General features: G+C 65.2%; 1 protein-coding gene. It reads right to left on the bottom strand.

Going from position 1 to position 227, the window contains the following annotated elements:
- Positions 1-227: hypothetical protein (locus CWM61_RS29735; protein WP_100632283.1), on the bottom strand; the 227-nt coding region annotated here is incomplete at both ends.

Genomic DNA, 227 nt, shown 5'->3' with positions numbered 1-227 from the left:
GCCACCGGGGAGTTTCCCGGAGGCGGCGCATTGCGCCTTATCCGGGCTACCAAATCGCACAACGCTGTAACCCCGGTAAGCGATAGCGCCACCGGGGAGTTTCCCGGAGGCGGCGCATTGCGCCTTCTCCAGACTACCAAATCGCACAGCGCTGTAGCCCCGGTAAGCGATGGCGCCACCGGGGAGTTTCCCGGAGGCGGCGCATTGCGCCTTATCCGGGCTACCAA

This window comes from Klebsiella sp. K-Nf6, from assembly GCF_002806655.1.
In the GTDB taxonomy this organism is placed as follows: Bacteria; Pseudomonadota; Gammaproteobacteria; order Enterobacterales; family Enterobacteriaceae; genus Klebsiella; species Klebsiella variicola.
The sequence above is the reverse complement of the archived record's forward strand: the minus strand, read 5'-3'. Positions and strand labels throughout refer to the sequence as shown.